General features: G+C 49.4%; 5 protein-coding genes and 1 pseudogene. All 6 read right to left on the reverse strand.

The features are described 5' to 3' along the window. Positions 1-188 precede the first annotated feature (188 nt). The gene (locus HMPREF2765_RS05950) at positions 189-1,199 is read right to left on the reverse strand and encodes a YeiH family protein (RefSeq protein ID WP_070604681.1); all 1,011 of its coding nucleotides are present in this window, start codon (positions 1,197-1,199) and stop codon (positions 189-191) included. A gap of 275 nt (positions 1,200-1,474) precedes the next feature. After that, positions 1,475-2,149, reverse strand: coding sequence for a DUF6318 family protein (locus HMPREF2765_RS05960; protein WP_049345147.1), 675 nt, complete (start codon positions 2,147-2,149; stop codon positions 1,475-1,477). A 54-nt stretch (positions 2,150-2,203) separates the two neighbouring features. Further along, positions 2,204-2,926: a DUF6318 family protein gene (locus tag HMPREF2765_RS05965; protein ID WP_070604683.1), complete on the reverse strand. Its 723-nt coding sequence runs from the start codon at positions 2,924-2,926 to the stop codon at positions 2,204-2,206. 48 nt (positions 2,927-2,974) lie between these two features. Beyond that, positions 2,975-3,703 carry a DUF6318 family protein gene (locus HMPREF2765_RS05970; protein WP_070604685.1) on the reverse strand — a complete coding sequence of 243 codons (729 nt, stop codon included), beginning with the start codon at positions 3,701-3,703 and terminating at the stop codon, positions 2,975-2,977. A 34-nt stretch (positions 3,704-3,737) separates the two neighbouring features. After that, positions 3,738-4,454 (reverse strand): DUF6318 family protein, encoded by a 717-nt coding sequence (locus tag HMPREF2765_RS05975; protein ID WP_049345149.1) that lies wholly within the window; start codon positions 4,452-4,454, stop codon positions 3,738-3,740. A 180-nt stretch (positions 4,455-4,634) separates the two neighbouring features. Further along, positions 4,635-4,893, reverse strand: a pseudogene (locus tag HMPREF2765_RS05980) (peptide ABC transporter ATPase); the annotation flags it as partial.

The raw sequence follows: 4,893 nt of genomic DNA on the forward strand, positions 1-4,893 counted from the left end.
AGCGCCGCTATCGTCCCCCTCGGCCGTATTTTTGTCTTCTGTATATGACCCGTCGGGTTCAACATACATTACGAATTCCCAAATGTGCTTCAGCATGAGAGTGTATTCTTTAGTTTTTTCATCATAGATAAAACGCCAAAAATGACGTTTGTCTACGTTCTGAGGTAGCCTTTAGGCTCCCTTTTTTCTTAGTAAATACCGATGAGTAATTGCATGCCAAGACTAGTCAGGATGATAGCAATCCAGCAAATGGCTCCAAGAAGAATGGATTTTCCACTGGATTTGATCATAGCAATGAGGTTGGTTTTGAGACCAATAGCACTCATAGCCATGATGATGAGGAATATGGAGAGTTGTTTGAGAGGTGAAAAGAAGCTAGTGCTGACACCGAAAGATGTGAGAAGAGTAGTTAGCAGAGAAGCTAGGATAAAGTAGAGAATGAAAACGGGGAAGATTTTTTTAAGCTTCACTCCTTGGTTGTTGCCTTGTTGACGGCTTTGCCAATAGGAGAGGAAGAGAACGATAGGGATAATATCTAGAGTACGTGTCAGCTTGACAATAGTTGCAGGCTCAAGAGTGTTTGCATTGTAAAGACTATCCCAGGCACTAGCAGTAGCTGTCACAGAGGAAGTATCGTTGACCGCAGTACCCGCAAAGAGAGCAAAACCTTCGTTGGAAAGATGGAGCCAAGAACCTAGAGTCGGAAAGATAAGAGCTGCCAAGACATTGAAGAAAAAGATAACAGAAATGGCTTGGGCTACTTCTTTTTCCTTGGCGTGAATAACAGGAGCAGTCGCTGCAATGGCAGAACCGCCACAGATAGAAGATCCAACTCCAATCAAGGTAGCTAGTTTTGTATCAAGGTTAAAAAAGCGTTGGAAAAAGAAAGCTATAATCAATGCAATTGAAATAGTTGAAAGGATAACAGGAAGGGAAGATGTTCCAACTGCGAAAACTTGTGAGATACTGAGTCCAAACCCAAGCAAAATAACAGCATACTGAAGCAGTTTTTTGGAGCTATAAGTCAAACCGGCATCCAGTTGTGTATAGGAAGTGAGAAAGGGATGGAGAATCATTCCGATAAAAATGGCGAAAACAGGTGCTCCCACAACAGGCAGAAATCCTCCTAAAACCCAAGAGATGATAGAAATGATCAGACAGACTGACAGTCCTGCCCAATTTTTTGATAGAAATGACATAAAAACCTCCGAAAATAAACACTCCTTATTATAATCTTATTTGTTAGAAAAATAAAATAGAAAGTAGGAATGCAGACCCAGCCCTGGGCGCACACCACCTCAGCCTCCGCGCTGATAAAGGCCTTCGATATCCTTGAGGAACTTAATATCCTTCTCGTAGGTATCCAGCATATAGGGCCATACATACTGCATGTCATTGCGCGGCGGGTCAAAAGAGTGGAAGCCATGGAAACGTATTCCTTATATCGGTGTGGTGTGTAAAAGGTGAATGCTGCTTAGACGTTGAATTCTTCGAAGTCTAGAATTGACCACTTTTGGCCGTCATGTTTCATTTTGACTTTGAGAGTATCGTTAGTTTTATCCTCGTTATCCCACGCAGTCCATTTACCGTCTGGTTCAACGTGGATTTCCTGATTCCAGTTACGATACATTTTCCAGAAATATGTTTCGCCGTCTTCGGACCAAGGCGACCCATCAGCTGTAAATTTCTCGATACCGTCGATAACCCATCCGCCGCGCCTGTATAGTTTTTCGACGCTTTCGTAGGCTTCTAATTCGGAGCTGAAATTAGGCGAGATGAATTCTCGTGCCTTTGCATAGTCACCAGTCTGGATACCGTAGTTTCCCCACTGGACCCATGCGTCAAATGTTTTACGTAGGCCTTCTAGAGACTTTTCGTTGTAGCCTTCTTCGGGGAGGCTGGGTTTCGGTACGTTCTGGGCTGGGCCGTATTTGTCGGCCTTTCGGTACTCTCCATCGGGTGCCTTGGATCCGCCCGAGTAGCCGCGAACAGTAGATGGAGTAGCGCTTGCCGAAGGTGCCTCAGATGCTGCAGCCGACGCGCTCGCCTCGTTGGTGGCTTGCTGGCCGCACGCTGCAAGCAGGGCCCCCAGGCCCACAAGAGCGCCGCTACCCAACAGTGCGCGGCGGTTCAAAATAACGGAAGTCATGGAAGTAAATTCCTTCTGTCGGTGTGGTGTGTGAATTGAAGAAAGAGACTATTGCTAGCTATCTATTTCCTCAATTGATTTACTTCCAGCAATCTTCCAATAGCCATCAGAGTAGGTGAAAAGGAAATAGAAAGTATCGTCACTAGTCTCAGTGTTAGCCTGCATTGTGAGGTGGCCATTAGATTCCACGTACATAACAGTGCTCCAGAACCGACGATGCTTCATACGATACATTTTCTTTGCTTCGTCGTAGATAAGCGGGCCTTCTGGCTGGTAGCTATCCAGCCCGTCAACAGTCCATCCTCCGCGCTGGTAAAGACCCTGAATATACAGGTAGAACTCATATTCTTCTGCATCTTCTGTTACATATTTGAATGCGTAGGAGCAGTCACCGGTCTGGATTGCGTAGTTGTGCGCAACTACCCAGTCCTTCATCATGCGGTAGAGGCCTTGTTCAGTCTCAGGGTACTGTGCGGGTTCCTTGCGGGGTTCCTGGACGTTCTGCGCAGGACCGTACTCGTCGGCTTTGCGGTACTCTCCGTCAGGAGCTTTAGAATTACCTGAATACCCGCGAGTTACTCTTGGGGTAGTGCTTGCCGAAGGCGACTCAGACGCCGCCGAAGAAGCCGAAGCGGTCTCGCTCGGAGCAGTGGTCGATGATGCCGAGGCGCTCGCCTCGTTAGCAGCCTGTTGGCCGCACGCCGCAAGCAGGGCACCAATGCCCATGAGTGCGCCGCTGCCCAGCATTGCGCGGCGGGTAAAAAGGTTGGAAATCATGGAAGTGTATTCCTTATATCGGTGTGGTGTGTGAATTAAAGGAAAAGGCTATTTCTCATTTTGTAATTCCTCTTCCGTTTTACTTCCGGCAATTTTCCAATAGCCATCAGAGTAGGTGAAAAGGAAATAGAAAGTATCGTCACTAGTCTCAGTGTTAGCCTGCATTGTGAGGTGGCCATTAGATTCCACGTACATAACAGTGCTCCAGAACCGACGATGCTTCATACGATACATTTTCTTTGCTTCATCGTAGATAAGCGGGCCCTCTGGCTGGTAGCTATCCAGACCATCAACAGTCCAACCACCGCGCTGATAAAGACCCTGAATATACAGGTAGAACTCATATTCTTCTGCATCTTCTGTTACATATTTGAATGCGTAGGAGCAGTCACCGGTCTGGATTGCGTAGTTGTGCGCAACTACCCAGTCCTTCATCATGCGGTAGAGGCCTTGTTCAGTCTCAGGGTACTGTGCGGGTTCCTTGCGGGGTTCCTGGACGTTCTGCGCAGGACCGTACTCGTCGGCTTTGCGGTACTCTCCGTCAGGGGCTTTGGAATTTCCCGAATATCCGCGAGTTACGATAGGCTTCGGGGTGGTTGAGGCCGAAGCGGACGCAGACTCAGAGGCAACAGCGGTTGCGGTTTCACTCGGTGCTGCGGAGGCGGCGGCTACCGCCTCATTGTTAGCCTGCTGGCCGCAGGCTGCGAGCAGGGTGCCAACGCCCACAAGCGCGCCGCTACTCAACATTGCGCGGCGGGTAAGAAAAACGGAAGTCATGGAAATACATTCCTCGTATCGGTGAAGGTGATTTTTAGCTGGCTTTGTTAATCTTCTTCAAACCAGTTATGAGCCAACGGCCATCTGTATATGTGCAGGAAAGTTCCCAGGAATTATTATCTATTTCTCGGTTCTCGCGGGTTTCCCAGCTACCGTCAGGCTGAACGTACATAACGAAATTCCACTTGCGGTAAACCTTCCAAAGGTAAGTTTGATCGTCGACCTTCTGAGGGTTTTCCTCTGATACGAACTCGTTATGGCCGTCTATAATCCAGCCTCCCTTTTGGTAGAGACCGCTCATCTCATCGTAGAAACTTACTTCTGACTTTAGCGACGGCGCTATGTATTGTCGGGCCTCAGCGAAATCTCCAGTTTCTACCGCATAGTTGCGCCAATTGGCCCAGGCGCGAATTGTCTTTTCCAATCCGGAAATAGACTTTTCTCGATACCCCTCTTCGGGTGCTGGAGGCTTGGGGACATTCTGAGCGGGACCCTTTGAATCTGCTTTGCGGTATTCCCCATCTGGTGCTTTGGATCCGCCCGAATAGCCTCGAACAGTAGAAGGGGTTGCCGAGGTGGAGGATGACTCATCGCCGGTGGCTGAGGCGGTTTCGCCTGGCGTAGCGGTCGATGATGCCGAGGCGCCTGCCTCGTTATTTGCCTGCTGGCCACACGCCGCAAGCAGGGCGCCAAGGCCCACAAATGCGCCGCCGCTCAACAGTGCGCGGCGGGTAAGAAAAACGGAAGTCATGGAAGTGTATTCCTCGTATCGGTGTGGTGTGTGAATAAGAGAGCTGGTTAGAAACCGGAAGACTAACCAGCTGAAGGGAAGAACCCCGATAGCTGAGAAGCCACATGTGTTTCGAAAAGCCACTAAAGAAGTGGCTTCTCGGCGAACATGTGGCTTCTCAGCGTAAGACCCGCGGGGGCTCTACATGTCGGGCCAGTCACGGTGCAACGAATACTCCGTATCCCCATCGCCATTGTCATTAAGATGCCAACGCTGACCGGTACGGATATCAGCCTTACGCAGGCGCGGGTTCGGGTTATCCTTCTTGCCCATCGTCGGGTCGTTCTTGCAGCCCCAACGAGTGTCGTCTTCATCGCAGGTGCCGCCGACGCGTCCAACATCAACCCACCAGACACGAATCAGCAGCGGATCGACAGTTTCCTTCGTCAACACGACATCC

Source organism: Rothia sp. HMSC062H08, from assembly GCF_001810775.1.
GTDB lineage: Bacteria > Actinomycetota > Actinomycetes > Actinomycetales > Micrococcaceae > Rothia.

Coding starts and splice junctions, on each gene's coding strand:
- HMPREF2765_RS05970 (WP_070604685.1), bottom strand. CDS start 3,703: ATGACTTCCGTTTTTCTTACCCGCCGCGCAATGTTGAGTAGCGGCGCG.
- HMPREF2765_RS05950 (WP_070604681.1), bottom strand. CDS start 1,199: ATGTCATTTCTATCAAAAAATTGGGCAGGACTGTCAGTCTGTCTGATC.
- HMPREF2765_RS05965 (WP_070604683.1), bottom strand. CDS start 2,926: ATGATTTCCAACCTTTTTACCCGCCGCGCAATGCTGGGCAGCGGCGCA.
- HMPREF2765_RS05960 (WP_049345147.1), bottom strand. CDS start 2,149: ATGACTTCCGTTATTTTGAACCGCCGCGCACTGTTGGGTAGCGGCGCT.
- HMPREF2765_RS05975 (WP_049345149.1), bottom strand. CDS start 4,454: ATGACTTCCGTTTTTCTTACCCGCCGCGCACTGTTGAGCGGCGGCGCA.